Origin of the sequence: Erythrobacter tepidarius (genome assembly GCF_002155695.1) — a bacterium.
Taxonomy (GTDB): Bacteria; Pseudomonadota; Alphaproteobacteria; order Sphingomonadales; family Sphingomonadaceae; genus Erythrobacter; species Erythrobacter tepidarius.
In genome coordinates, this window is sequence record NZ_MUYJ01000009.1 from 99,723 (window position 1) to 125,584 (window position 25,862).

Sequence of the window (25,862 nt, forward strand, 5' to 3'; positions counted from 1 at the left end):
AGTTTGGCGTGATCATCTTCCCCGCCATCGACTTGAAGGGCGGCCAGGTCGTCCGCCTTGCCGAAGGCGACATGGCCCGCGCCACTGTCTACGGCGATGACCCGGCCGCGCAGGCGCTGATCTTCGCCGAGGCCGGTGCCGAGCATCTCCATGTCGTCGATCTCGACGGCAGCTTTGCCGGTGAAAGCCGCAATCGCGCAGCCGTGGAGGCAATCGTCAAGGCCTTCCCCGGATATGTCCAGCTCGGCGGCGGCATCCGTGACGCCAAGGCCGTGGAGGACTGGTTCAACCTCGGCGTGGCGCGGGTGGTGATGGGCTCGGCGGCGCTTAAGAACCCTCAGTTCGTCAAGGACATGGCCCGCGAATGGGAGAACGGCATCGTCGTTGCGGTGGATGCGCGTGACGGGATGGTGGCGACCGAGGGCTGGGCCGAAGTCTCCGACGTCCCCGTCGCCGACCTCGCCCGTCGTTTCGAGGATGCGGGCGTTGCCGCGCTGCTGTTCACCGACATTGGCCGCGACGGCCTGCTCAAGGGCGTCAACATCGAGGCCACGGTTGACCTCGCCCGGCGGGTCGACATCCCGGTGATCGCCAGCGGCGGGGTGAAGGGGCTGGACGACATCCACGTCCTCTCGCTCCACGCGCATGAGGGGATCGAGGGGGTGATCACGGGCCGCGCGCTCTACGAAGGGCGGCTCGATCTCGCCGCGGCGATCGCGATGGGGGCGCGCGCGGCATGACCGTCCGCATCCGCGTCATCCCCTGTCTCGACGTGGCCGATGGCCGCGTGGTCAAGGGGGTCAATTTCGTTGACCTCAGGGACGCGGGCGATCCGGTCGAGCAGGCGCGCGCCTATGATGCGGCAGGCGCCGACGAGCTGTGCTTCCTTGATATCTCCGCCAGCCACGAGGGGCGCGGGACGCTGCTCGACATGGTGCGGCGCACGGCCGAGGTGTGCTTCATGCCGCTGACCGTCGGCGGCGGGGTGCGCAGCGCTGAGGACGCGCGCGCCTTGCTGCTCGCGGGGGCGGACAAGGTGGCCGTGAACAGCGCCGCGGTCGCCCGGCCCGAACTGGTGGGCGAGATCGCGGAGCGCTTCGGGAGCCAGTGCGTGGTCGCCAGCGTCGATGCGCGCCGCACGCCGCGGGGCAACTGGGAAATCTTCACCCATGGCGGACGCAAGCCGACCGGGATCGACGCGGTGGAATACGCCTTGCAGGTCGCGGGTCTTGGCGCGGGGGAATTGCTCGTCACCTCGATGGATGGCGATGGAACCCAGCGCGGCTACGATCTTGCCCTCACCCGCGAAATCGCCGACGCGGTCGGCGTGCCGGTGATCGCCAGCGGCGGAGTCGGGAGCCTCGAACACCTCGTTGCGGGCGTGACCGAGGGCCATGCCAGCGCGGTGCTTGCCGCGAGCATCTTTCACTTCGGCCACCATACCATCGCCGAGGCTCATGCAGCATTGCGGGCGGCAGGCTTGCCCGCACGCAGCGTTTGATGGAAAAGCAGGCGCATGGACACCCTGACCCGCCTCGAAGCGACCATCGCCCAGCGCCTCACGGCCTCTCCCGAACACAGCTATGTGGCGCAGCTCCACCACGAGGGCCTTGCCAGGATCGCCCAGAAGCTCGGCGAGGAAGCCACCGAGGCGGTGATCGCCGCGCTCGCCGGAGACGAGGCCGAACTCGTGGCCGAGGCGGCCGACCTCTTGTTCCACCTCATCGTGCTGCTGTCGCACAAGGGCGTGAAGCTCGACCAGGTATTCGCCGAGCTCGATAGCCGCGAAGGGCTGTCCGGCCTCGCTGAAAAAGCCGCGCGAATGGAATGACCTCGCGGAGGAGAGAATGCCGATCGACCCGACCTTGCCTTATGACGACAACAACATCTTCGCGAAGATCCTGCGCGGCGAAATTCCCTCACGGAAGGTCTATGAGGACGACTGGGCCTATGCCTTCGAGGATATCAATCCCCAGGCCGAAGTGCACACGCTGGTGATTCCCAAGGGCCGCTATGTCAGCTGGGACGACTTTTCGGCCAAGGCCTCGGACGCCGAAATCGCAGGCTTCGTGCGCGCCGTTGGGGAGGTAGCGCGCATGAAGGGTCTGGTCGAACCCGGCTACCGTTTGCTTGCCAATATCGGCCGGCACGGCGGGCAGGAAGTGCCGCATCTTCATGTCCACATCTTCGGTGGCCAGCCGCTGGGACGAATGATTTGCAGGTGACGCAGCCCCTGCGGGCTGCATCATCCTCGCTCACACGCCCAGAAGGCCGCGTCGCTGCGGGCGGCCGTTCGGCCTGGCGGTCGCTTTGCGACCGATGATCATGCGGCGTTGACCGCTCGCGGGACTCGTTCCACCGCTGTTCATCCAAAAATTGGAACACCTGTCTTTGCAGCGATTCCCCGGTCGGCTAGGTGGCACCCATGACCTCTCCCCATCCCCCCGACGGCATCCTCGACGGTGCGCGGCATCTTTATGCGGTGCGCGTCTATTACGAGGACACCGATCTGTCGGGGATCACCTACCACGCCAATTACTTGCGCTGGTTCGAACGTGCACGCAGCGATCTGCTGCGCCTGCTCGGGATCGACCAGCGCGCGGCGATCGAAAGCGGGCAAGGCGCCTATGCCCTGTCCGAGGTGAACCTCAAATACCTGCGCCCCGCCAGGCTCGATGATGACGTGCTCATCGAGACCCGCTGCACCGAACTGGGTGCGGCCTCGTGCCGGATGCACCAAATCGCCCGCCGCGGGCACGATCTGCTGTGCGAGGCGCTGCTGCGGGTTGGCTTCATCACCTTGGACGGCCGCCCACGCCGCCAGCCGCCCGAATGGCGCGAGGCTTTCCGGAATTTCATGGACAAGGACAACTGACCCCCGTGACCTTTGCTCTGCTCAGCGCCGCTGCCCCCGCCCCCCCTGCCCGGCTCGATCCGGTCGAGCTGTTCCTGCAGGCCGACATCATCGTGCAGGCGGTGATGCTGGGCCTGATCCTCGCGAGCGTGTGGGTGTGGATGATCATTGTCTCCTTCTCCTTGCGGATCGCCAGGCTCGACAAGGCCACGCGCGAATACGAGGGCGCGTTCTGGAGCGAGAGCGATGCCCAGGCGCTGGTGGGCAAGCAACAGCGCAAGGAAATCCCCGCTGCGCGGGTGGTGGGCGCGGGGCTCGACGAATGGAAGAAGTCCACGGCCAAGCAGCCGGTCGACCGCGAGGCCACCCGCCAGCGAATCGGCGCGGCGATGGAAAGCCAGGTGGCCGAGGAAGCCGACGAACTCGCCAGAAGGCTCAACTTCCTTGCCACGGTCGGCTCGGTCGCGCCCTTCGTCGGCCTGTTCGGCACGGTGTGGGGGATCATGAATTCCTTTTTCCAGATCGGCGCGCAGCAGAGCGCATCTCTGGCCGTGGTCGCCCCCGGCATTGCCGAGGCGCTGTTCGCCACCGCGATCGGCCTGTTCGCCGCGATCCCCGCGGTGATCGCCTACAACCGCTTTTCCGGCCTGGTGAACCAGTACGAGGCCAAGCTCCAGCGCTTCGCCGACAAGGTGCACGCCGGCCTCAGCCGCGAGCTGGACCGCGTCTGATGGGGATGGGTGTTTCATCAGGCGGGCGCAATCGCGGTAAGCGCTCGCGCCGCGCGGCGATGGCCGAGATCAACGTGACGCCGCTGGTCGACGTGATGCTCGTGCTGCTGATCATCTTCATGGTGACGGTGACCCTGCCCGCGGTCGGGGTGCCGGTGGAACTGCCCGAAAGCCACGCTGCGCCGGTCGAGGAGAAGCCCGATCAGATCACCATCTCGATCGACCGGCAGGGCGTGATCTACATCGAGGACGCGGCCGTGCCGGCGGGCGGACTGCCTGGCGCGCTCGAGTCCTTGAAGCGCGGGGGCGAGCCGCCGCTGGTGGTGCTGCGCGGCGATCGCAGCCTTGATTATGGCCGGGTGATGCGGGTGATGGGCGAGCTGGGCCGCGCGGGTTTCACGTCGATTTCGCTGGTCACCGACGGTTCAGTTTCGGCCCCATAGTCCGGGACCATCATGGGAGACATCGCCCTTCGCCAAGAGGAAAAGATCGGCCTGCTGGCCGCACTGCTGCTGCATGGCGCGCTGGTGGCGGTGCTGCTTATGCAGACCGTGCGCTCCGAGGTTTCGGTCTTCCCCGAGCGCATGATGGTGAGCCTGGTGAACGAGGTCGGACGCGAGGCCGCGTCGCCCGAACCGGTGGCCGAAAGCCGCGCCGCGATCGCCCCGACCCTGTCGGAGCAACCTGCCCCCGCGCCGCGACCGACCGAACCAGAGCCTGCCGCGCGCGTCGCGCCCACCCCGCCCAAGCCCCCCGCGCCCACCGCGACCAGCCAGCCTGCACCCTCCCGCGAGCGCTCCCGCCCCGACCGCACGCCGCCCGCCCCGCGCCCCAGCGCCACACCCGCCAAGGCAGCGGAAAAGGGCGGCGGCAGCCGCGTCGGCGACGATTTCCTCGAAGGCCGGGGAAGCTCCACCTCCACCCGGGAAACCCGCATCCCTGCCTCACAGATCGGCGCGAGCGCCAAGGCCTCGATCGCGCAGGCGCTGGCCCGTCAGGTCAAGCCGCACTGGACCGCACCGCAGGGACTGGATGTTGACGAGCTGGTCACTCTGATCGATTTTGATCTCAATCCGGACGGCAGCCTGAAAGGCCGCCCGCGCGTGCGCAGCCAGAGCGGGATCACCGATTCCAACCGCGCTCAGGCCGCGCGCCATGCCGAAAACGCCATCCGGGCGGTGCAATTGGCCGCACCGTTCGACCTGCCGGAAGAGTATTACGAGGCGTGGAAGTCCGTCCGCGGCGCTCGATTTGACAGGAACACCGCGCAATGAAATCGCTTTTCGCTACCGTCCTGCTGCTGTCCACCACGCTCGCCGCCACTGCATCGGCACAAGATCTCGGCGCGCCGATCGGCGAGGATGGCGCGGTCGAAAAGGCCGCCACCGATGCCTCGGCCGCGCCGGCCGAGGAGGGCATTTCCTTCACCGTCACCGATGAAAGCGCCTGGCAGGACATCGGCATTGCCATCCCCGCCTTCGCCACCGACCGCGAGCGGGCCACGCCTGCCAACGAGGCCGGAACCGGCGCGCTGGGGCGCGAGATTGCCCGCGTCATCACCGCCAATCTCAGGAACAACGGGCTGTTCAAGCCCGTCGGCCCCGACAGCCTGCCGCAGCCGACCTTCAGCCAGATCACCGCGCCGGCCTTTTCCACCTGGAGCGGACGCAGCGCCGAGATGCTGGTGCATGGCTATGTCCGTGCGCGCGACGATGGCCGGCTGGTGGTCGGCTGCTACCTCTACGATGTCGCGCTCCAGAGCGAGCTGGCGCGCGAAGGCTGGGTGGTGGGCCCGGCCGACTGGCGGCGCGCGGCGCACAAGTGTTCCGACCTCATCTTCTCCCGCCTGACCGGCGAGAGCCCCTTCTTCGACAGCCGAATCGCCTATATCGCCGAGACCGGCCCCAAGGACCGCCGGGTCAAGCGCCTCGCGGTGATGGATTCTGATGGCGCGAACCACCGTTTCCTGACGCTCGGGAGCGCCACCGCGCTCACCCCGCGCTTTTCGCCGGACTATTCGAAGATCCTCTATCTCTCCTATGTCGACGGCAATCCGCGCATCTATGTCTATGACATCGGCACCGGCAAGCAGACGCTGGTGACCGAAAACCGCAACCCCACCCTCGCTCCGCGCTGGTCGCCCGATGGCAAGTTCATCCTCTATTCGATGGCGGTGGCCGGGAATACCGAGATCTACCGCGTGCCGGCGACCGGCGGGCCAAGCATCAAGCTCACCAATTCGCCCGGTATCGATGTCGGCGGCTCCTACTCTCCCGATGGCAAGAAGATCGTGTTCGAAAGCGACCGCTCGGGCAGCCAGCAATGCTATGTGATGGATGCTGACGGATCGAACCAGAAGCGCATCAGCTTCTTCGGCGGGCGCTGCGCCACGCCCGAATGGAGCCCGCGCGGCGACCAGATCGCCTTCACCCGGATCGCGGGCGACTTCAACATCGCGGTGATGAACACCAGCGGCGGCAACATGCGCGTGCTGACCCGCGGCTGGCAGGACGAAGCGCCGACATGGGCGCCCAATGGCCGCATCATCCAGTTCTTCCGCACCGAGAAGAACACCGGGCGCTCGAGCATCTGGCAGGTTGACCTCACCGGCCAGAACGAGCGTCGCCTGCCGACCCCGGTCGACGCATCCGACCCGGCCTGGGGCCCGATCCGGCCGTGACGACGGAGCGACCACAATTCCGCCGCGTTTGTTTGCATGAGATTTTCTTTCCCAATTCCCCGCAATAACCAGAAAGGAATGGCGATGAATCGGAACCTTACCACGATCGTGCTGCTCGCCTCGGTCACCACGCTGGCGGCCTGCGCCAAGAAGGCACCCGAGACCCTGCCGCCACCGCCCTCGCAGACAGTCACCCCGAGCCAGCCCAGCCCGCAGGTGCAGCCGGCTGGTCCGATGGTGGGTACGCAGGCGCATTTCGCCGCCGCGGTCGGCTCGGCCACCACGATCTATTTCGACACCGATCGCTACAACATCGATTCGCAAGACGCCGCCGCACTGCAGGCACAGGCGCAATATTTCGCGCGCTATCCGCAGATCACCTTCACCATCGAAGGCCATGCCGACGAGCGCGGCACGCGCGAATACAACATCGCGCTGGGCGAAAAGCGCGCCAACGCGGCCAAGAACTTCCTGGTCAGCCTCGGGGTCGATCCGGGGCGCATCGCGGTGGTGAGCTACGGCAAGGAACGCCCGGTGGCGCTCGGTTCGGACGAGGCCTCATGGGCGCAGAACCGCCGCGCCGCGAGCGTCATCATCAACTGAGCTTCAGCTGTTGCCAAGGTCGGGCGCAAGCCCGGCCTGCAGGGCGTAGGGCGCGGGCCGTGCCGCAACCTCGGCCCCGGCCCGCTCCCGCACCGACGTGGCAATGCACAGCCCGACCAGGGCGATCACGGAAAACAGGCTTGCAAGGGTAAGTTGCGGGCTCATGCGGCGGTCTTTCTGGGATCGGCGGAAAGTCTGCCTTCACCCGAGGTTTATTGCAATGCAACATTTCACATTGCAACCGGTTCCCGTGCTGGCATGGCTTTGCTTTGCGCGCCATCTTGCCTAGATTGAACGCGTGATGGTTTCGACCAACGACATTTGCCCGGCTGACGGGGCTGGCCCGATAATCGGGCGGCGCGCATGAGCCGCGCACGCCGTTCGATCGACTGGGGCTTCCCGCGCTGGCGGGGTTATGGTGCCTCGCAAGAGGCGGCCAATGTTCGCATCTGCGATCGCCACGGCTGCAACGAGCCCGGCGATTGCCCTGCGCCCAAGGCACCCAACAGCCGCGAGCGGTGGTATTTCTGCCAGAAGCACGCGGCCGAATATAATTCCCGGTGGAATTACTTCGAAGGTCTGGAGCAGGCCGAAAGGGACGAACGCGTCCGCGCCGAGCGCCGCCAGAACACCGGCTATGCTGAGGCGGCGCATTATGGCTGGGCGAGATCGGGCGACGGCTCGCGCTCGGCCGATGAAATGCGCGCATTGGAAGTGCTGGGACTGGAGCCGGACGCGGATTTTGGCGCGGTGAAGAGGGCCTATCGTGCCCGCGCCAAGGAGGTGCACCCCGACGTGAAGCCCGGCGATGCCGAGGCCGCCAAACGCTTCCTGTTGATCCAGACCTCTTACGAAGTCCTGCGCGCCGCCGAGGAACGGCGCGAATGGCGCGGGTAGGGTGGTTTCAGAACGCCAGCGGCGCGCCCGCCAGCGGGCCGCTCATGCTGCCTTGGAAACTGGCACCTTTCGCCTGGCGATCCAGCCACAGGTAGCGGTAGCCCGCTGAAAGCGTGAAGTTCCTCGCCGCCTGCGGAGCCTCCCTGACGTGATCAGACCCGCAGCATGCCAGTCCCGTTACTTGCTTTCCCCCAATCAGATTGCCCAAGGACCGTTTCCTGTAAGGCCTGCGCCTCCTAGTTCTTTGGCCCGGCAAAGCCTTTCCCGCGCGCGTCGATCTGGGGATCGGGATTGTCGTTCCACCACGCGACATCGGTCCAAGGGCGGACATCGATCTCGTGGCTCCAGCAATTGCGCGGCTGGTGGGCAAGGTGCCAGTAGGTCTCGGCCAGCGCCGCCGGATCGATGATGCCATCGGGGCCCTTGTTTGCCTTGAAGGTCTCGTAGCGGTCACCCAGCAACTTGCCGAGCGTGTCGGGCGCATCGACCGCGCCGTCGACCACCACGTGCACCACGTGCACGCCTTGGGGGGCGAATTCGGCGTTGAGCGTCTGGCACAGCATCCGCCGCCCGCCCATCGCCGCGGCATGGCTGTGCTGTCCGGAATTGCCGCGCATCGCCGCGGTCGCCGAGGTGACCAGCAGCGTGCCGTGCGCACCGGTCTTCGCACGCTCCACCATCGCCGGAAACAGCGCATGGGCGAGCCGGAACACCCCGAAGGTCGCCAGTCGCCAGCCAAGCTCGAAAATGCGGTGCGGGGTCTGATCGAGGCTGCGGTTCCCGATCTGCGCGCCGAGATTGTAGAGCGCGCAACGGATCGGGCCGACATCGCGTTCGGTGCGCGAAACAAGCTCCTCGATCGCCCCGTCCTCGGCAGCGTTGAGCAGGGTGCCGCTGGCCGAACCGCCCGCCGCCTCGATCTGCCCGACGAGCCGCGCCAGACCGGCCCCGTCGCTGCGCCGCGCAAGCACCGCATGGTAGCCCCCGGCGGCAAAGCGCAGCGCGGCATGGCCCCCGATCCCGGCCCCTGCGCCGATGACAAGGAACACGGGCTTGCGGTTGTCGGTCATGTCGGCCTCCTTTTCCCCTCCCGCTTGCGGGAGAGCTCCGGGATGGGCAAGTCTCACTTACACCTGCTGGAGCGCCTGCGCGAAGTCGGCGATCAGGTCGTCGGCATCCTCGATCCCGATGCTGATGCGCACGAGATTGTCGGTGATGCCGAGCAGATCCTTGCGCGCCCGCGGCACCGACAGGTGGGTCATCGAGGCGGGGTGGCTGGCCAGCGTCTCCGTCCCGCCCAGACTTACGGCGAGCTTGGCGATGGTGAGGTTGTCGAGGAAACGGAAGCACTCCGCCTCGCCGCCCTTGATGAACAGCGAAAAGGTGCTGCCCGCGCCCAGACAATGCCGGTCATAGATGTCCTGCTGGCGCGGATCGGTAATGAAGCCGAGATAGCCGAGGCCTTCAACCTTGGGGTGATCGCGCAGAAACGCGCAGACCTTGGCCGCGTTCTCGCCCGCGCGCTGCATCCGCAGCTCGACCGTCTCGAGCGAGCGCAGCAGCATCCATGCGGTGTTGGGATCGACGATCCCGCCCATGGTGTTGCGCAGCGCGCGCACCGGATCCATCCAGCGCTTGGCCCCGGCGATGCTGCCCGCGACGAGATCGGAATGGCCACCGACATACTTGGTCAGCGAATAAACGACGATGTCCGCCCCGTGCTCCAGCGGGCGCTGCCACAGCGGGCCGAGGAAGGTGTTGTCGATGGCGATGGGGCATTCTTGTCGGCTACCGCCTTGGGCTGCTTGAGCCGGAGGCAGGGCCGCATCGCGCGCATCGCGCACGGCTTCGATATCGACGAGCGCGTTGGTCGGGTTGGCCGGGCTTTCGAGGTAGATCATTGCCACCTTGCCGCCCTGCGCACTCGCTTGTGCCTTGGCCCTGGCCAGCACCACGTCGAGTTCCGAGCGGGTCGCGCCGGCGGGGAAATCGACATAGGTCACGCCGAAACGGCTCAGCACCCTGGCGACGAAGCCTTCGCTGGCCGCATAGAGCGGGCCGGAATGGACGATCACGTCGTTCTGGCCGCAATAGGCCAGCATCAGGATGCAGATCGCCGTCATGCCGCTGGAAAAGGTCAGCGCGTCCTCGGCCCCGTCCCATACGGCAAGGCGATCCTCGAGGATCTCCTGATTCGGCCCGTTGAAGCGCGAATAGACAAGGCCTTCCGCTCCGCCTTCGCGCAGGCCGGTGATGCCCTCGAAATGGCGCTTGCCCGCGGCCGCGCTTTCGAAGGCGAAGGTGCTGGTGAGAAAGATCGGCGCCTTGAGCGAGCCTTCCGAGAGCACCGGGTCATAGCCGTAGCCCATCATCAGGGTCGATGGCTTCAGCGGACGACCACCGATCTCGCGTCTGGCGGGCTTGGGCTTGCGGCGGGGGGTGGGGGTTTCGACAGCATCGACAGCGTCAGGCATGAGCCATGTCCTTCCTGTGCTCACGCTCCCAGGAAGGCGGGAGCCGGTCGGCGGCGGGCAGGGCACCCGTTCCTAACCTCCGCAGGAACGCCTCTCCGCTGCCACCGCGCTGCTGGGCGGAAAGCTAGCGCACGCGCACGATCCTTTCAAGCACGGCAGCAAAGGTTTCACGCCAGCGCAGCAATCCCCCACACGATCCCGACCAGCAGGAACACGCCCGCGATGTCGAGCAGCGCCCCGGCGATGACCATCCGGTCGATCCGGATACGCCGCGTGCTCCAGGCAATCACGTTGGGGCCGGTGCCGGCCGGCAACATGAAGCCCCAGCTTGCCGCGAGCGCCGCCGGCAGGGCGAGCAGCACCGGATCGACCCCAAGCGCCACCACCAGCGCGGCGACGACAGGAACGATCCCGGTCGCGGTGGCGACATTGCTGGCAAATTCGGTGACCGCGATGACCAGCGCGGTCACTGCCAGCGCGACAAGGATCAACGGCCAGCGTTCGAGCGGCAGCAGCGCCTCGCCAAGCCACGTGGTGAGGCCCGAGGCCTGCATCCCGCCTGCCAGTGCCAATCCGCCGCCGAACAGGAAGATCACGTTCCACGGGGCGGCTTTTGCCTCGTCCCACACCAGCAGGCTGCGCCCCGTGCCGTCAGGCAGCACGAACAGCGCCAGCGCGGCGATCGCGGCGATCGTGCCGTCGCCCCACGCTCCGGGCGGAAACAGCGGCGCCACCAGAGGCTGGGTGACCCATCCGGCCACCGTCAGAGCCACAAGCACCGCCAGCCGCTTTTCGGCACTGCTCCACTCCGTCTGGCCGGCAATCGCCGCGCGTGCCCGGTCGACATCGAAAGGATGGCGGGCGACATGCTGCACCCGGGCAATGATGAAGGCCGCCAGCGGCACGCCCAGCAGCACCAGCGGCACACCGTAGAGCGACCATTCCAGGAAGCTGATCCGCACCCCGGCAATCTGGTCGAGCAGGCCCACCGAAATGGCATTGGTGGGCGAGCCGACCAAGGTGCCAAGCCCGCCAATGCTGGCCGCAAAGGCGATCCCCATCGGCAGCGCGCCGGCCAGCCCCTCCTGCGGCGGGTGTGGCTGCGGCGCTGTCGCCGTGCTGCCCGCGCGCTCGCCTCCTTCGAGCACGGCCAGCGCCATCGGCATCATGATCAGCGCGGTCGAGGTGTTCGAGATCAGCATCGACAGCAGTCCCGCCGCGATCATGAATGCCAGCAGCAGCCGACCCGGGCCGCCACGTTTGCCCGCCAGCCGGAGGATTGCGAGGCTCAGCCGGCGGTGGAGCGCTGTGCGCTCGATCGCCAGCGCGATGAAAGCCCCACCCAGCAGCAGGAACAGGATCGGCGAGTAGTAGTCGCTCGCCGTGTCCTCGGCGGAAGAAATGCCCGCCAGCGGCAGCACGAGAAAGGGCAGCACGGCGGTGACCTCCATCGGCACGGCCTCGGTCATCCACCAGGACGCCATCCACACCACCAGACCGGCGACCAGCCAGGCCGCCGCAGTCATGCCCGTGGGCGGCGCAAGCACCGCCGTGAGCGCAAAGACCGTCGGGCCAAGTCCAAGGCCGATCCGGCGCGCTGTCATGCCGTATTCCTGATCCCCGCCTCGGGGCGGATGTAGCAAGCGAAGCTTGCCTCCACAAGCTTGCGGCGGATCACTCCACCACGGTCTTCTTCAGACTTTCCCCTGGCAGAGGAGCCATGCCCGTCCGAAGAAAGGGCGCATATCAATCGGATAGACCGATCACGAACGGCCAATCAACGCGGCGCAGCGCGCGTTTACTCGACTTCGTCCTTGCTGTCGGGATCGCCCGGCAGGTCGATGTTGCTGAAGGTCACCGTACCGGTGCGCCCTTGGCGAATAAGCTCCTGGAACTTGGCCTCGCGCTCCTTCAGCAGGGCGGCGATGCTCTGCGGTATGCGGAAGCTCACCGGCTGCCCGTTCGAGGTGACGTTCTGGTAGGTCGGCTCGCGCACGCCGCCTGCGAGATCGGCAATGTCATGCTCGGCGAGGACCGGCTCGGCCCCGGTGGTCTTGGCCAGCAGCGCGGCGGTCGGCGCGTCGGCATAGCGGGCGAGGTGGGCGCGCAGATCCGCCTCGAAATTGGGGAAATAGTAAGGTGCCGCCTCCTTGTAGAGTTCGGACACCTGGAGACGGTCGCCCAACTCCTGCGTGCCGCGCAGCGAATTGATGAAGTCGACGGCGCCGCGGGTCAGCAGCCGCCCGACATTATCGGCATTGAAGGCCTCCCGCTGGAGCGAGGGCCCGCCGATCTCGCCGCGCCAGAAGCCATAGATCACCGCCGGATCCTTCCAGTGGCGATAGACGATCTTCTCACGGATATCGCGCGGGCTGAGCTTGATGCCTTCGACCGTGATAAAGCGCGCTTCATCGAGCGGAACGCCGTCGATCCTGATCTCGCGCGGCTGGCGCACCGGCCAGGCTTTCGCGATCTGCTCGACCAGCGCGACATTGTGGAGATTGATCCAGTAGGCCAGCTGTTCGTTGCGCGCGAGCGACTGGATATCGACAATGTTTGCGGTGTTCTCCAGATCCTTGCGATATTCGCCGAAGCTCGCGATCACTTCGGGGTCGAAGAAGCTGAACATCACCCGCGTTCCCTCGAGCCGGTAGCGGGAGACATGGCCGTACTGCCGGCGAGTGCCCAAGCTGGGATCGGGGCGCGGCGCGCCTTCGCGCAGGGACGGGCCCATCGACACGACAATGTTTTTCATCGCCTCGTCCCAGATCGAATAATCGATCTTGTCGTTGTTGGGGGTCTTGGAGGGGGCGAAGGTGGCCAGTTCCGCTTCGCCAAGCGGCGGTTGGGCGGCTGCGGGCGCGGCGCCGGCGAGCGTCACCGGGGCAAGGATCGCGGGCAGAAGGAAGGCGCGGGGGAGAGAGGGCATGGTCGCGAGGTTTCCCGAGATGCTCGCCCCTCGGCCGGGGCTGGAGAGGGTGCGGAACAGGTTGATGGGGCAGGGTTTCAATAGCACCGACCTGGCCAACGATGTCGCCAGCAATCGGTTTCCATCAGCGTTTTGTCGAGCCGCCTAGCACTCATCCGCCGAGCACAATCGACAAGGGGCGAGCCCTGCGGCCCGCCCCCTTCGATCTGGTCACGCTGGGCGCGCTGCCCCTACTTCGGGGCGAGCACCATCAGCATCTGGCGGCCCTCGAGGCGCGGGAAGGCTTCGACCTTGGCGATCTCGGCAACATCGTCCTGCACGCGCTTGAGCAGGTCCATGCCGAGGTGCTGATGCGCCATTTCGCGGCCGCGGAAGCGCAGGGTGATCTTCACCTTGTCGCCATGGTTGATGAACTTCGTCACGTTGCGCATCTTCACGTCATAGTCGTGCGTGTCGATGTTCGGACGCATCTTCACTTCCTTGATATCCTGCGTCTTCTGGCTCTTGCGCGCGAGGTTGGCCTTCTTCTGGGCCTCGTAGCGATACTTGCCGACATCGAGGAACTTGCACACCGGCGGGTCCGCATTGGGCGACACCTCGACCAGGTTCAGGCCCTTTTCATTGGCCCGTTCGATCGCTTCGCGGGTGTACATCACACCCAGATTCTCGCCTTCGTCATCGATGACGCGGACCTTGGGAACCTGGATCATGAAATCATAACGAGGGCCGCTTTTGACGGGCGGGGCCAACGAGCGCCGAGGTGGACGTGATATGGGGTATTCTCCTTTTGTGGCTGCGTACCGCAGCGCTCCTTAATCCGAAACCACCGCAGGCGCTAGGTGGAGAATATTTCCCCGACCGCCCCGACCTGCGCGCGGCGAGGATTGGCCAGATTTGCGCCTTCCCGCATTTTTCCCCCAGTCTCGACTGGTGCGCCGCAGCGGCGGCAAGCGCGCCCAGGCACGGCTCAAGCGCACAGGCCACATCCCCTGGCCAGCGCCGATCCGTGCTTGCCAGGGCAACACCCCCTTTTCGATGCGGGAAGACTGTGGTGCGCGCCGAAAGATCGTGAAGGCAACGGGCGAGAAACAGCCTGAAACCATATTGGCCATGCGCGGCCGTCCGGTCACCCCGCCGCCTTTTTCAGCGCCACGCGGATCAGCTCGCCCTCGCTCGCGCCTTCGCCCAGTTCCTCGAGCGCCCGCGCAACCGCCTGCGCCGCGACGGCGGGCTTGAAGCCGAGGTTCTCCAGCGCGCTCGCCGCGTCTGCGCCCTTGCTGCCAAAGGGAGCGGATGCGAAGCTGGCCGCAAACCCGCCCGGCCCGGATGCCGGCATCGCGCCCGCCTTGTCCTTCAGCTCGTTGACGATCCGGCCAGCCAGCTTCGGCCCCACGCCCTGCGCCCGCGCCACCATCGCCGCGTCGCCGCGCCCGCAGGCATCGCGCAATTCCCCGGTCGAAAGCGCCGAGAGGATCGCCAGAGCAACCTTGCTGCCCACGCCCTGCACGCCCGTCAGCAGCCGGAACCAGTCGCGCTCCGCGCTTTCGGCAAAGCCCAGCAGGCGCATATCATTCTCGCTCACCTGGAGTTCGGTGTGGACGGTGCATTGCGCGCCAATCTCGCCCAGCGCGGCGAGCGTGCGGCGGGAAGCATGGACGAGGTAGCCCACCCCGCCGACATCGACCACCGCCCAGTCCTCGCCGGTCGCATCGAGCCTGCCTGAGAGCTTTGCAATCATGAATCCTTGCCGCGCCACCGCTTCGCTGCTTGAGCGCAAGGCTCCTGACCTAATCTGTCCGGCTTGGCTAGTGTTCTGCGGCACAAATCCCCGTTGGCATCGGGCGAAGCCGAGATGCATCCGTCAAGGTGTCTTGACTGCGCTCGACACGAACGGGACTTTGGGTAAAAGCACCGCCGATGAGCTGGAACACCTTCGGGCGCGTGCTGCGCTTCACCACCTGGGGAGAGAGCCACGGGCCCGCGCTGGGCGCGGTCGTCGACGGGTGCCCGCCGGGGCTGACGATTTCGGAGGACTCGATCCAGCCCTTCCTCGATGCCCGCAAGCCGGGCACCAGCCGCTTCACCACCCAGCGGCGCGAGGATGATCTGGTGCGCATCCTGTCCGGCGTGTTCGAGGGCAAGACCACCGGCACGCCGATCAGCCTGATGATCGAGAACACCGATCAGCGGAGCAAGGATTACAGCGCCATCGCCCGGCAATACCGCCCCGGCCATGCCGATTACGCCTATGATGCCAAATACGGCATCCGCGACTATCGCGGCGGCGGGCGCTCCTCGGCGCGCGAGACGGCGGCGCGGGTCGCGGCGGGCGCGGTGGCGCGGCTCGTCATCCCGGAAGTCACCATCACCGCTTACGTGTGCGAACTGGGCGGCGACCGGATCGACCCGGCGAACATCGATTATGGGGAGATCGCCAAGAACCCCTTCTTCTGCCCCGACGCACAAGCCGCGCAACGCTGGGAGAAGAAGGTCGATGCCGCGCGCAAGGCCGGTTCCTCGCTCGGCGCGATTGTCGAGTGCGTGGCGGAGGGCGTCCCCGCGGGCTGGGGCGCGCCGATCTATGCCAAGCTCGACAGCGACCTGGCGAGCGCGATGATGAGCATCAACGCGGTCAAGGGCGTCGAGATCGGCGACGGCTTCGCAGCCGCGCGCCTATCGGGCGAAGAAAATGCCGACCGGATGCGCCCTGGGCCGGACGGCAAGCCCGAGTTTCTGACCAACCACGCAGGCGGCACCGCGGGCGGCATTTCGACCGGGCAGCCGGTGGTATGCCGGGTCGCGTTCAAGCCGACCTCCTCGATCCTCATCCCGGTGGAATCGATCAACTCTGCCGGAGAGGCGGTGGAAGTCGTCACCAAGGGCCGCCACGATCCCTGCGTCGGAATCCGCGGCACACCAGTGGTCGAGGCGATGATGGCGCTGGTGCTGGCCGATCACAAGCTGCTGCACCGCGGTCAGATAGGAAAGCCCTAGCGCGAGGAAAACGCACGCACATTGGGTAAGCCGGGCGCGTCGCGGACGGGCGGCGTTGAGGCAAGAGTTACTTCCGCCTTGCCGTCACGTCGCAGGTGCATTTGGCGGATTGCGGCAAAACATCGTCAAATCCGATTGGTTCCCGCGCCCATCATTGAAAAAAGCGATTTTAGCAATCGCAACAATCATCTTTTGTGCAGCGCAATAATCCCTATTTCAGCGGCGTCGGTTTTTCACCATCCTCTCAACCCAACCAAAGGACAAACTTCCATGGGTATCATCGGTTCGACCATCAAGCCGTTCACCGCCACCGCCTACCAGAAGGGCAAGGACTTCTTCACCGTCACCGAGGCCGATCTCGCGGGCAAGTGGTCGGTGTTCTTCTTCTACCCGGCCGACTTCACCTTCGTGTGCCCGACCGAGCTTGAGGACATGGGCGAAAAGTACGCGACCCTCCAGGCGATGGGCGTTGAAGTCTATGCCGTCTCGACCGACACGCACTTCAGCCACAAGGCCTGGGCCGACACGTCGGACAAGATCGGCAAGCTGACCTTCCCGTTCCTGGGCGACCAGAACCATGTGCTGTCGAACAATTTCGGCGTCCTGCGTGAAGGCTCCGGGCTTGCCGACCGCGCGACCTTCGTGGTCGATCCGGACGGCGTGATCCAGATCATGGAGATCACCTGCGAAGGCGTGGGCCGCAATGCCAACGAACTGACCCGCAAGATCAAGGCTGCACAGTACGTACGCGCCAACCCGGGTCAGGTCTGCCCGGCGGCGTGGGAAGAAGGGGCTGACACCCTGGTTCCCTCGCTCGATCTGGTCGGCAAGATCTGAGGTCTGACCTTACCGAACCGACCGGCCGGGGCTTCTCCCTCCCCCCCCCTCGGCCCCGCGCCGGTCGTAAAATCCCGAGGCTCTTTTATCCCTCGGGTCGTAGCCGGGACCGGATGCCCGCCCCTCCCCCCTATTGGGCAAGGCTGTCCGGTCCCGTGTTGCCCGCATCAGGATAATCCCATTCTCGCGCGCTCATCCGCGCCCGGAGGACACCCATGCTCGACGCTGCCCTGCAGGCCCAGCTCAAGACCTATCTCGGCAATCTGCGCGAAGGCGTGGAACTGGTCGCCAGCCTCGACGACAGCGAGAAGGCGCGCCAGACCCGCCAGCTTCTCGAACAGATCGCTGCGCTGCATGATCTCGTCACCGCCCGCTTCGACGGCACAGATGCGAGAAAGCCCAGCTTTGTCATCCGCCGCGCGCGCGATCCGGAAAAGTGGGTGCGCTTTGCCGGCCTGCCAATGGGCCACGAATTCACTTCGCTGGTGCTCGCGCTGCTGTGGGCTGGCGGCCACCCGCCCAAGGTCGATGCCGACCTGATCGAGCAGGTGCGTGCACTCGAGGGCGATTATCACTTCGAGATGTTCTTCTCGCTTTCGTGCCACAACTGCCCCGACGTGGTGCAAGCGCTGACCCTGATGGCGCTCGAAAACCCGCGCATCACCGCGACCCTGATCGAAGGCGGCACCTTCCAGGAGGAAGTCGAGCGCCGCGAGATCATGGCCGTGCCGGCGACCTTCCTCAACGGCGAGCCGTTTTACAACGGCAAGATGGAGCTGGCCGAGATTCTGGCGAAGCTCGACAAGAACGCTGATGCAAAGCAGGCCGAAAAGCTCAGCCAGAAGGCCCCGTTCGAGGTGCTGGTGATCGGCGGCGGCCCGGCGGGCGCGGCCGCGGCGGTCTATACCGCGCGCAAGGGCTTTCGCACCGGTATCGCGGCAGAGCGCTTCGGCGGGCAGCTGATGGACACGCTCGGGATCGAGAACCTCCCCGGCACCCCCTACACCGAAGGCCCGAAGCTCACCGAGAGCCTCAGGCGGCACGTGGGCGAATACGAAATCGACCTGATGGACCTTGCCCGCGCGGTCGAACTCAAGCCCGCCAGGGATGGCGGCGGCTATCACGAGGTGAAGATGGCCAACGGCGCAACCCTGCGCGCACGTTCGCTGATCCTTTCCACCGGCGCGCGCTGGCGCAATCTCGGCGTGCCGGGCGAGGCCGAGTATCGCAACAAGGGCGTGGCCTATTGCCCGCACTGCGATGGCCCGCTGTTCAAGGGCAAGCGCATCGCGGTGATCGGCGGCGGCAACTCCGGCGTCGAGGCGGCGATCGACCTGGCCGGGATCGTCAGCCACGTGACGCTGATCGAGTTCGACACCAGGCTGCGCGCCGACGAGGTGCTCCAGCGCAAGCTGCGCTCGATGCCCAATGTCGAGATCATCACCAATGGCCAGACCACCGAGATCCTCGGCGAAAACGGCAAGGTGACGGGCCTCGTGCTCAAGGACCGCGCCAGCGGGGACGAACGCCGCATCGCGCTGGAAGGCGTGTTCGTGCAGATCGGCCTTGTCCCCAACACCGAATGGCTGCGCGAGACCGGCCTTGAACTGTCGAAGTTCGGCGAGATCGTGATCGACGGGCACGGCGCAACCAGCATCCCCGGCATCTATGCCGCGGGCGATTGCACCACCGTGCCGCACAAGCAGATCGTCGTCGCAATGGGCGAAGGCGCGAAGGCAGGGCTGGGGGCGTTCGACTTCCTGATCCGCAACGAGCCGGTCGAGGACATCGCTCAGGCAGCCTGACAGCCGCACGCGCCCACCCTCTGCGTCACCCAACCAATAATCGTCTCTCTCAATCAATCACCGCGCATTAATCGATTGGACGCGCCATCCTGAAAGCGTCATCTTCCTCGCATAGACCTGCCTCTGACGGGGGCGAGTCTCAATGGACAATGCACAAGAGGAGAGAGACATGGATGCCAAGACCGGAGACTTGAGCGGCGGCTGCCCGTTCCACGGCAGCGTGGAAACGCGCAGCCTGCTGGGCCGCACCAACCGCGACTGGTGGCCCGAGGCGCTGCAGCTCGACATCCTGACCGAAGGCGGCCGCAGCGCGAACCCCTATGGCGAGGACTTCGACTATGCCGAGGCCTTCAACGCGCTCGACTACAAGGCGCTGAAGGCCGATCTCAAGGCACTGATGACCGACAGCCAGCCCTGGTGGCCAGCCGATTATGGCCATTACGGCCCCTTCTTCATCCGCATGGCCTGGCACGCGGCGGGCACCTATCGCACCGGTGACGGGCGCGGCGGGGCCAATTCGGGTCAGCAGCGCTTTGCGCCGCTCAATTCGTGGCCCGACAACGGCAACCTCGACAAGGCCCGCCGGCTGCTGTGGCCGATCAAGCAGAAATACGGCAAGAACATCAGCTGGGCCGATCTGTTCATCCTCGCCGGCAATGTCGCGATCGAGAGCATGGGCGGACCCGTCTTCGGCTTCGGCGGCGGGCGCGCGGACGTGTTTGAGCCGGAGAGCGTCTATTGGGGAACCGAAGAGCAGTGGGTCAACGAAGGCGTCGCCACCCGCATCCGCCCCAAGGACGGCGCGGACCTCGAAAACCCGCTCGCCGCGATCCAGATGGGGCTGATCTACGTCAACCCCGAAGGCCCTGGCGGCGACCCGCATGACGCCGAGGGCATGGCCCGCGACATGCGCGAAACCTTCGCCCGCATGGCGATGAACGACGAGGAAACCGTCGCGCTCACCGCCGGTGGCCATGCCTTCGGCAAGGCCCATGGGGCTGCCCCGTCGGCCACCTTCTGCGGCCCGCCCGAAAGCGGCGACCTGCACCTGCAGGGCTTCGGCTGGCTGGTCGACGAGAACGAGATTGCGGCCGGCAACATCACCACCTCGGGGATCGAGGGCAGCTGGTCGAACAACCCGACGAGCTGGAGCCACGACTACTTCCGCCTGTTGTTCAAGTATGACTATGAACTGGTGAAGTCGCCGGCGGGCGCGTGGCAATGGACGCCGATCAACCCCGAACCGGAAGACCTTGCCCCCGATGCGCGCGATCCGAACAAGCGCGTGCCGACGATCATGACCACCGCCGACATGGCGCTGAAGCTGGATCCGGAATATCGCAAGATCTCCGAGCGTTTCCTCGCTGATCCCAAGGCGCTCGACGATGCCTTTGCGCGCGCGTGGTTCAAGCTGTGCCATCGGGACATGGGGCCGAAGATCCGCTACCTCGGCCCGGAAGTCCCGGCCGAAGACCTGATCTGGCAGGATCCCGTGCCAGCGGGCACCATGCCTTCGGATGCCGATGTCACCGCGTTCAAGCATGCGATCCTCGGTTCGGGCCTCACCATCTCGGAACTGGTCAAGGCGGCCTGGGCCTCGGCCTCGACCTACCGCAATTCGGACCATCGCGGCGGCGCCAACGGCGCGCGGGTGCGGCTGGCCCCGCAACGCGACTGGGCAGCGAATGATCCCGACGAGCTCGCCAAGGTGCTGGGCGTGATCGACGCGCACCGCGGCAACCTCTCGATGGCCGATGCGATCGTGCTGGCGGGAAGCGCAGCGGTCGAGAAGGCGGCCAGGGATGCGGGTTTCGACGTTACCGTGCCCTTTACCGGAGGGCGCGGCGATGCGACCGAAGCGCACACCGATGCGGCGAGCTTCGAACCGCTCGAACCCTTCGCCGACGGCTTCCGCAACTACCTCAAGACCAAGTCGGTCGTCCGCACCGAGGAACTGCTGATCGACAAGGCGCACCTCCTCGGCCTCTCGATCCCGGAAATGACCGTGCTGGTCGGCGGGATGCGGGCGCTGGGCGCGGTCAGCGGCAACCGCAAGCACGGGGTTTTCACCGATCGGGTCGGCACGCTCACCCCGGATTTCTTCCGCAACCTGCTCGACATGAACACCAAGTGGACCCCGGTCGAAGGCTCGGGCGATGAGGAATATGTCGGCACCTGCCGCAAGACCGGAGCGGAGAAGTATCGCGCCACCCGCGTCGACCTCGTGTTCGGCTCGAACTCGATGCTGCGCGCTCAGGCCGAGGTCTATGCCGAAGCCGGGAACGAGGAGAAGTTCGTGCGCGACTTCATTTCGGCCTGGAACAAGGTGATGAACGCCGACCGCTTCGACCTCACTTACGCCAAGTATCACTGAGCCTTTTGGCGAGGCGTGAGCGACTGACAGAGGGCCTCCGGTAGCGATACCGGGGGCCTTCTTCGCGCCTGCATTCGGCCCGTCACCTGCCCGAAAGCGTTAACGGGGCTTTCACCAGTTCCTGATTAAAGTCCTGATACTAGTATCTAATTTTACGCATCAGGGCCGCCGAAATGTCGCTCGTCGATCCCGCATCGCTGTCGCTTCTGGCGGACAGTTACCCCCATCGTGCGGCAATGATCCGGCACCATCTCGCTGCCGAACCGCTGCTCGGCCATGCCGCGCTGGCGGCGGCGGCGCGCGATCTGCCGTCGGGAAAGGTCGAACGGCGGGTGCACAATGCCACCGATGGCGCGGGCTTCCGCCACCGCGCTGACGGCCGCGACCCGGCCGCCGCGATTGCCGAGGGTGGCGACGCCGCGGCGTGGATCATGCTGCGCGGGATCGAGCAGCTGTCGGACTATAGCGCGCTGATTGAGCGCCTGCTGGCCGAACTCGCCCCGGTAATCGTCCCGGCGACCGGGCCGGTGCGCGACATCAAGGGCTTCGTCTTCGTCTCCGCCCCTGGCACCCACACCCCGTTCCACTTCGATGCCGAATACAACATCCTGTTCCAGATCGCCGGGACCAAGCTCTTCGCCACCTGCCCGCCGGTGCCACCCTTTCTCGACCTGGGGCAGCGCGAGGCCTACCATCTGGCCGGCGAGAACATGCTGGCCTGGCAGCCCGACTTCGCGCAGGCCGAGCAGCAGCACCAGCTGACGCCCGGCGATGCGCTATTCGTGCCTTTCGCGGCGCCACACCGCGTGCTGGCGGGCGATGCGCCTTCGGTGTCGCTGTCGGTCACCTGGCAGAGCCGCGCCAGCCGCGCCGAGGCCGATGCGCTGGCGCTCAATCCGGTGCTGCGGCGCTGGGGACTGCCCGCGCATGATCCGGCGGCCGCGACGGGTGCGCCCTGGCTGCGGGCGGCGGTGCGCCGCCTCGGGCAGCGGATCGGTGTGCTATGACGAAGCAGCCCGACACCGCCTTTGTCGCGGCCCCGAACCCGACAAGCTGGCTGCATCCCGATCGGGGCGGGACTGCGCTGACGGTCGATTTCCTCCATCCGGCCGCACTGCCAGCGGCCGAGCGCGCCCGCTGGGCGCGGCTCAGCGCGCGCGCCGCACCGGGCAATATCTTCGCGCAGGACTGGTTCATGGAGCCGGCCCTGCGCCATTGCGGTGAGGCGGCCACGCTGCGCTTAGCGGTGGTGCGACAGGCCTCGGGCGAGTGGCTCGGCGCCTTGCCGCTGGTGTTCGAGCCGAAGGTCGGGCGTTGCCCGCTGCCCAGCCTCCACAGCTGGCGCGCGAGCAACCAGTTCCTCGCCACTCCGCTGGTGTTGCCGGGCGCGGAGAAGGCCTTCTGGACCGGCCTGCTGGCGCGGCTTGACCGCCGCCCGGGGCTGGCGCTGGCGCTGTGCTGCAAGGATCTGCCGCTGGACGATCCGGCGACGCTGGCGCTGGTCAGCCTATGCGCCGAACAGGGGCGGATGATCGAGACGCTTGCCCGCTTCGTGCGCCCCGCTCGCCTGTCGGGTCGGCAGCGGCTGGTCGACCCGCGCGGACTGCACCGGCTCGACCAGCGGCTCGACGGATTGGAGCGCCGGCTGGGGCAGGCGCTCGGCCCGGTCAGCACCGTGATGCACTCCCCCGGCGAGGACTGCGAGGCATGGATCGCCGCCTTCCTCGCGCTCGAACGGGCGGGCTGGAAGGGCCGGGCACGCAGCGCGCTGGCCTGCGCGCCGGGAAACACCGCGCTGTTCCGCGAGGCGATCCGCCACGGCCACCGAATCGGTGCGGCGCGCCTCGCCAGCCTGCGCGCGGGCGACCGGATCGTCGCCATGTCAAGCTGGTTCGTCGCCCACGGACATGGCTTCGGCTTCAAGATGACCTATGACGAAGCGTGGCGGAAATTCGCGCCGGGGCGGCTGCTGATGCGGCAGGTCGCGCGGCTGAGCAAAGGCGAAGCAGAGCTGCTGTTCGACACCTGTGCCCCGGCAGGCAGCCCGACTGACGCGCTGTGGCCGCAAGCGCGCACACTCGGCTGCTTTGCGGTGGCGATTGGGGGCAGCGCCCGGCGCCGGGGCCTGCGCGCGCTGATCGAGGCCCGCACCCGCTGGCACCGGCGCCGCACGCCGCGCACAGAAGAGCTTCCCGAATTCGCTTGACGCGCTCCTTCACCGGTATAATTATGATATCATAATTATATCGTTTTCGGAGAATCGTCATGTCCCATGCTGATACCCCTGCCCTCAATCGTAGCCGCGAAGTCCCGGCCAACACCCAGAGCGGCTATGTGATGCTGGTGGTCAGTCTTGCGCTGGTCGGCCTGGCCGGGTGGCTGTTCATCAGCGCGATCGCGCCGGAGAAGGCTGACGTCCTGCAGGTGATCGGCGCGGGCCTGACCGGCGTTGTCGGCCTGCTCATCCTTACCGGCTTCTACATGATCAACCCCAACGAAGCCGCGGCGATCCAGCTGTTCGGCGCCTACAAGGGCACCGACCGCAATGAGGGGCTGCGCTGGGTGCTGCCGTGGCTAGGCAAGACCAAGATCTCGGTGCGCGCCAACAATGTGATTTCGCAGACGATCAAGGTCAACGACGCGCGCGGCAACCCGATTGAAATGGCTGCCCAGGTGGTGTGGCGCGTCACCGATACCGCGCAGGCGCTGTTCGACGTCGATGATTACCGCGAATTCGTCACCGCCCAGATCGAGGCCGCGGTGCGTTCGATCGGCTCGCGCTATCCCTATGACGACATCGAGCATCTCGAAGTCACCCTGCGCGGCAATCACGACGAGATCAGCGCCGAACTGCGCCTGGCGCTGATCGAGCGGCTGTCGGTAGCGGGAATCACGGTCGACGAATGCGGCCTTACGCACCTCGCCTATGCCCCCGAGATCGCCGGTGCGATGCTGCGCCGCCAGCAGGCCGAAGCCGTGATTGCGGCGCGCAAGAAGCTGGTCGAGGGCGCCGTGTCGATGGTCGAGATGGCGCTCCACCAGCTCAGCGAGAAAGACGTCGTCCACCTCGACGACGAGCGCCGCGCGACGATGGTGTCGAACCTGATGGTCGTGCTGTGCGGCGAGCGCGAGACCCAGCCGGTGGTCAACACGGGGTCGCTCTACTGACGATCCCGCGATGTCGGCCAGGAAACCCTTTCCTCTGCGTCTCGATCCGGCGCTGCACGATGCGGTCCAGCGGCTCGCCGATGCCGAGCTGCGCAGCGTGAACGCCGAGATCGAGGTGCTGTTGCGCGAGGCGCTGGCGCGGCGCGGCGTGAAGGTCGCCCGCAGCACCACGCCCCGCCGCGGCCGTCCGCCGGGCACCACAGGCAAAGGAGGCGATGATGCGTGATGGCGACAAGCCCTTCCTCATGTTCCGTCGTAACTGGTTCATCCACAATATCACCCCGCGCAATGCTTCGGGCTGGATGCAGATGGGTGTGTGGATGGCGCTGTTCGCGGCCATGACCGTCGGCTTCGCGGCGTTCGACAGCGCCCGCCCGGCGGACAGCACCTTCGGGGCGCCCGACGCGGTGTTCCTCGTGGGCTTGCTGGTCTGGACGGTGGGCGGCATCTGGTGGATGAAGTCCCGCGCCGAGGTGATCGACGCCAACGAGGTGATCAGGCAGAAGCGCGAGGCCGAGCGCAAGAGCCGGCGCGGGCGCTAGTTGCCACGAGCGATCTGGTAGGCGAGCTGCTGGCGCAGGCCTTCGGCCCGGTCGATCATCCGGCAGGTGCAGTCGCCCGCGACCAGACGGCGATAGAGCCGGGTGAACACCGCCGCATACCAGTGAAACAGGCTATCGGGCAGCGGGATGATGTCCTCGGCCGCGCTGCGATCGGTGGTGAAGCCCCACGCCTCGCGCGGCACGAAAACGCCTGCACCCGCGAAGGTCCAGGCGTGCTTGCGGATCGCCGCCATCAGCACCGGCGCGGCGAGCAGCGCGGGCAGGTGCCGCAGCAGCCAGACGACCGCCGGGGGGATGCGCTTGGCAATGATGTAGTCCGCAGTGCGTGCGCCGGCTTCCTCGGCGATGGCATAGCACCCCATCGGCTCGCGCAAGGACAGCCAGCGATGCAGCCGGAGTGCCTGAATTTCATCGACCACGTCCCTGGGATCGCGCACGCGGTAATCGCGCCAGAACTTCCATTGCGTGCAGAAGGAACAGGTGAAGGGGCAGCCGCGCGCGAGGTTGGGAATGGCGACCCGGGTGCCGAGCGGAATATAGGTGAACTGCTTCCAGTCGAGCACGTCCCAATGGGGCTTGATCGCGGCCATGTCCTTGATCGTCTCGGCCGCCTGGGTGGCGATCACGTTTTCACCTTCCCTGAAGGCGAGGCCCTTGATGGTGCGCGCATCGGCGGGCCAGCGGCCCTGCTCGATGGCGGTGAATAGCTCAACCGCGATTTCCTCGCCCTCGCCGCGCACGATCACGTCGATATGCGGGGCCTCGGCGAGCACCTGCGCATACATGAAGGTCGCATGGATCCCGCCCAGCACCCGCACCGCCCGCGGCACGTGGAGCGCGGCGATCTCCAGCGCCCGCTCGGCGGCGTAGATCGAGGGGGTGATCGCGGTGGTGCCGACCACGTCGGGCTGGAGCGCGCATCCGCCCGGCCAGATCATCGTCCGACAGCCCCT

At 66.6% G+C, this 25,862-nt stretch carries 29 protein-coding genes; 20 read left to right on the forward strand and 9 right to left on the reverse strand.

Features of this window, described 5'->3' with window-relative positions; all coding sequences use genetic code 11:
* The first annotated feature begins 8 nt into the window (after window positions 1-8).
* The 10 genes from hisA (at window position 9) to pal (ending at window position 6,868) form a co-directional block, all read left to right on the forward strand.
* Window positions 9-740 carry a 1-(5-phosphoribosyl)-5-[(5-phosphoribosylamino)methylideneamino]imidazole-4-carboxamide isomerase gene (hisA, locus tag BZF61_RS10330; RefSeq protein ID WP_086619045.1) on the forward strand — a complete coding sequence of 244 codons (732 nt, stop codon included), beginning with the start codon at window positions 9-11 and terminating at the stop codon, window positions 738-740.
* Window positions 737-1,501, forward strand: coding sequence for an imidazole glycerol phosphate synthase subunit HisF (gene hisF / locus BZF61_RS10335; protein WP_086619047.1), 765 nt, complete (start codon window positions 737-739; stop codon window positions 1,499-1,501). The genes hisA and hisF overlap by 4 nt, the downstream gene beginning before the upstream one ends.
* A 15-nt stretch (window positions 1,502-1,516) precedes the next feature.
* Entirely contained in the window at window positions 1,517-1,831 is a 315-nt protein-coding gene (locus tag BZF61_RS10340) for a phosphoribosyl-ATP diphosphatase (protein ID WP_086619049.1), read from the forward strand.
* Window positions 1,832-1,847: 16 nt separating this feature from the next.
* Window positions 1,848-2,225, forward strand: coding sequence for a histidine triad nucleotide-binding protein (locus tag BZF61_RS10345; protein WP_086619051.1), 378 nt, complete (start codon window positions 1,848-1,850; stop codon window positions 2,223-2,225).
* Between the two features lie 200 nt (window positions 2,226-2,425).
* Window positions 2,426-2,875 (forward strand): YbgC/FadM family acyl-CoA thioesterase, encoded by a 450-nt coding sequence (locus tag BZF61_RS10350; protein WP_086619054.1) that lies wholly within the window; start codon window positions 2,426-2,428, stop codon window positions 2,873-2,875.
* A 5-nt stretch (window positions 2,876-2,880) separates the two neighbouring features.
* The gene (tolQ, locus tag BZF61_RS10355) at window positions 2,881-3,585 is read left to right on the forward strand and encodes a protein TolQ (RefSeq protein WP_245804585.1); all 705 of its coding nucleotides are present in this window, start codon (window positions 2,881-2,883) and stop codon (window positions 3,583-3,585) included.
* The gene (locus BZF61_RS10360; RefSeq protein ID WP_086619057.1) at window positions 3,585-4,028 is read left to right on the forward strand and encodes an ExbD/TolR family protein; all 444 of its coding nucleotides are present in this window, start codon (window positions 3,585-3,587) and stop codon (window positions 4,026-4,028) included. The genes tolQ and BZF61_RS10360 overlap by 1 nt, the downstream gene beginning before the upstream one ends.
* Before the next feature lie 12 nt (window positions 4,029-4,040).
* Window positions 4,041-4,859, forward strand: coding sequence for an energy transducer TonB (locus BZF61_RS10365; protein ID WP_086619059.1), 819 nt, complete (start codon window positions 4,041-4,043; stop codon window positions 4,857-4,859).
* On the forward strand, window positions 4,856-6,265 hold the full coding sequence (tolB, locus tag BZF61_RS10370; protein ID WP_086619061.1) for a Tol-Pal system beta propeller repeat protein TolB: 1,410 nt from the start codon (window positions 4,856-4,858) through the stop codon (window positions 6,263-6,265). The genes BZF61_RS10365 and tolB overlap by 4 nt, the downstream gene beginning before the upstream one ends.
* Before the next feature lie 84 nt (window positions 6,266-6,349).
* Entirely contained in the window at window positions 6,350-6,868 is a 519-nt protein-coding gene (gene pal / locus BZF61_RS10375; RefSeq protein WP_086619153.1) for a peptidoglycan-associated lipoprotein Pal, read from the forward strand.
* Window positions 6,869-6,871: 3 nt separating this feature from the next.
* On the opposite strand, the gene BZF61_RS15770 is transcribed toward pal, so the two are convergent.
* The gene (locus BZF61_RS15770) at window positions 6,872-7,033 is read right to left on the reverse strand and encodes a hypothetical protein (RefSeq protein WP_158094090.1); all 162 of its coding nucleotides are present in this window, start codon (window positions 7,031-7,033) and stop codon (window positions 6,872-6,874) included.
* 198 nt (window positions 7,034-7,231) lie between these two features.
* On the opposite strand from BZF61_RS15770, the gene BZF61_RS10380 reads away from it, so the two are divergent.
* On the forward strand, window positions 7,232-7,765 hold the full coding sequence (locus BZF61_RS10380; RefSeq protein ID WP_086619063.1) for a J domain-containing protein: 534 nt from the start codon (window positions 7,232-7,234) through the stop codon (window positions 7,763-7,765).
* Window positions 7,766-7,772: 7 nt separating this feature from the next.
* On the opposite strand, the gene BZF61_RS15605 is transcribed toward BZF61_RS10380, so the two are convergent.
* The 7 genes from BZF61_RS15605 to ruvA all read right to left on the reverse strand — a co-directional run bounded on the left by BZF61_RS15605 (window position 7,773) and on the right by ruvA (window position 14,906).
* Complete coding sequence (locus BZF61_RS15605; protein ID WP_143737005.1) at window positions 7,773-7,973, reverse strand: hypothetical protein; 201 nt, start codon at window positions 7,971-7,973, stop codon at window positions 7,773-7,775.
* A gap of 28 nt (window positions 7,974-8,001) precedes the next feature.
* The gene (locus BZF61_RS10385; protein WP_086619065.1) at window positions 8,002-8,835 is read right to left on the reverse strand and encodes an SDR family NAD(P)-dependent oxidoreductase; all 834 of its coding nucleotides are present in this window, start codon (window positions 8,833-8,835) and stop codon (window positions 8,002-8,004) included.
* A gap of 57 nt (window positions 8,836-8,892) precedes the next feature.
* On the reverse strand, window positions 8,893-10,239 hold the full coding sequence (locus BZF61_RS10390; protein ID WP_086619066.1) for a cystathionine gamma-synthase family protein: 1,347 nt from the start codon (window positions 10,237-10,239) through the stop codon (window positions 8,893-8,895).
* Window positions 10,240-10,406: 167 nt separating this feature from the next.
* On the reverse strand, window positions 10,407-11,843 hold the full coding sequence (locus tag BZF61_RS10395; protein ID WP_086619068.1) for an SLC13 family permease: 1,437 nt from the start codon (window positions 11,841-11,843) through the stop codon (window positions 10,407-10,409).
* Window positions 11,844-12,037: 194 nt separating this feature from the next.
* Window positions 12,038-13,168, reverse strand: a complete 1,131-nt coding sequence (locus BZF61_RS10400) for a DUF547 domain-containing protein (RefSeq protein WP_086619070.1) — start codon at window positions 13,166-13,168, stop codon at window positions 12,038-12,040.
* A 230-nt stretch (window positions 13,169-13,398) separates the two neighbouring features.
* Complete coding sequence (infC, locus tag BZF61_RS10405; RefSeq protein ID WP_211276762.1) at window positions 13,399-13,878, reverse strand: translation initiation factor IF-3; 480 nt, start codon at window positions 13,876-13,878, stop codon at window positions 13,399-13,401.
* A gap of 416 nt (window positions 13,879-14,294) precedes the next feature.
* Entirely contained in the window at window positions 14,295-14,906 is a 612-nt protein-coding gene (gene ruvA, locus BZF61_RS10410; RefSeq protein ID WP_086619072.1) for a Holliday junction branch migration protein RuvA, read from the reverse strand.
* A gap of 179 nt (window positions 14,907-15,085) precedes the next feature.
* On the opposite strand from ruvA, the gene aroC reads away from it, so the two are divergent.
* From aroC to BZF61_RS10455, 9 genes are all read left to right on the forward strand, one after another.
* The gene (gene aroC / locus BZF61_RS10415) at window positions 15,086-16,162 is read left to right on the forward strand and encodes a chorismate synthase (RefSeq protein WP_086619073.1); all 1,077 of its coding nucleotides are present in this window, start codon (window positions 15,086-15,088) and stop codon (window positions 16,160-16,162) included.
* Between the two features lie 270 nt (window positions 16,163-16,432).
* Window positions 16,433-16,999, forward strand: a complete 567-nt coding sequence (gene ahpC, locus BZF61_RS10420) for an alkyl hydroperoxide reductase subunit C (RefSeq protein ID WP_086619074.1) — start codon at window positions 16,433-16,435, stop codon at window positions 16,997-16,999.
* Between the two features lie 215 nt (window positions 17,000-17,214).
* Window positions 17,215-18,804 (forward strand): alkyl hydroperoxide reductase subunit F, encoded by a 1,590-nt coding sequence (gene ahpF / locus BZF61_RS10425; RefSeq protein WP_086619075.1) that lies wholly within the window; start codon window positions 17,215-17,217, stop codon window positions 18,802-18,804.
* A gap of 169 nt (window positions 18,805-18,973) precedes the next feature.
* The gene (gene katG / locus BZF61_RS10430; protein ID WP_086619077.1) at window positions 18,974-21,178 is read left to right on the forward strand and encodes a catalase/peroxidase HPI; all 2,205 of its coding nucleotides are present in this window, start codon (window positions 18,974-18,976) and stop codon (window positions 21,176-21,178) included.
* Window positions 21,179-21,351: 173 nt separating this feature from the next.
* The gene (locus BZF61_RS10435) at window positions 21,352-22,185 is read left to right on the forward strand and encodes a cupin domain-containing protein (protein ID WP_086619078.1); all 834 of its coding nucleotides are present in this window, start codon (window positions 21,352-21,354) and stop codon (window positions 22,183-22,185) included.
* On the forward strand, window positions 22,182-23,384 hold the full coding sequence (locus BZF61_RS10440) for a GNAT family N-acetyltransferase (protein ID WP_086619080.1): 1,203 nt from the start codon (window positions 22,182-22,184) through the stop codon (window positions 23,382-23,384). Before BZF61_RS10435 ends, BZF61_RS10440 begins: the two co-directional genes overlap by 4 nt.
* A gap of 59 nt (window positions 23,385-23,443) precedes the next feature.
* Window positions 23,444-24,346 carry an SPFH domain-containing protein gene (locus BZF61_RS10445; RefSeq protein WP_086619082.1) on the forward strand — a complete coding sequence of 301 codons (903 nt, stop codon included), beginning with the start codon at window positions 23,444-23,446 and terminating at the stop codon, window positions 24,344-24,346.
* 10 nt (window positions 24,347-24,356) lie between these two features.
* A complete protein-coding gene (locus BZF61_RS10450) occupies window positions 24,357-24,572 on the forward strand; it encodes a type II toxin-antitoxin system antitoxin (RefSeq protein WP_086619083.1) in 216 nt (71 codons plus the stop codon).
* Window positions 24,565-24,888, forward strand: a complete 324-nt coding sequence (locus tag BZF61_RS10455) for a hypothetical protein (protein ID WP_143737007.1) — start codon at window positions 24,565-24,567, stop codon at window positions 24,886-24,888. Before BZF61_RS10450 ends, BZF61_RS10455 begins: the two co-directional genes overlap by 8 nt.
* On the opposite strand, the gene bchJ is transcribed toward BZF61_RS10455, so the two are convergent.
* Entirely contained in the window at window positions 24,885-25,847 is a 963-nt protein-coding gene (bchJ, locus tag BZF61_RS10460; RefSeq protein WP_143737009.1) for a bacteriochlorophyll 4-vinyl reductase, read from the reverse strand. The genes BZF61_RS10455 and bchJ overlap by 4 nt on opposite strands.
* Between the last annotated feature and the right edge of the window lie 15 nt (window positions 25,848-25,862).